The sequence below is a fragment of the Citrobacter sp. TBCS-15 genome (genome assembly GCF_005280815.1).
Lineage (GTDB): Bacteria > Pseudomonadota > Gammaproteobacteria > Enterobacterales > Enterobacteriaceae > Citrobacter > Citrobacter werkmanii.
This window is the reverse complement of sequence record NZ_SZWK01000184.1, coordinates 1-213: the sequence shown is the minus strand read 5'-3', so window position 1 is coordinate 213 and position 213 is coordinate 1. Positions and strand designations below refer to the sequence as shown.

Annotated in this window: 1 protein-coding gene; it reads right to left on the bottom strand. The window is 38.5% G+C overall.

Annotation, left to right across the window (positions count from 1 at the left end):
- A partial coding sequence (locus FDW96_RS12595; protein WP_137365779.1) for a hypothetical protein occupies positions 1–213 on the bottom strand: 213 nt, incomplete at both ends.

Genomic DNA, 213 nt, shown 5'->3' with positions numbered 1-213 from the left:
CGTGTAATCAAAAGGACTCGGCAATAGCATCGACTCGGCGTCATCACTTTTGGATAGTGAGCAGAAATAAACCGTTGGGCTTCTTTATTTAAAAGAATTTCTGCTTGTTCAACCGCTTCTTTTTGGTCTTTAATTTTACTTAAAATCGGTTCTTGTTCTTGCCCATTCGTCATCGCTTGTTTAGCTAGTGCAGAGTTTTTCCAGTTATTTAAC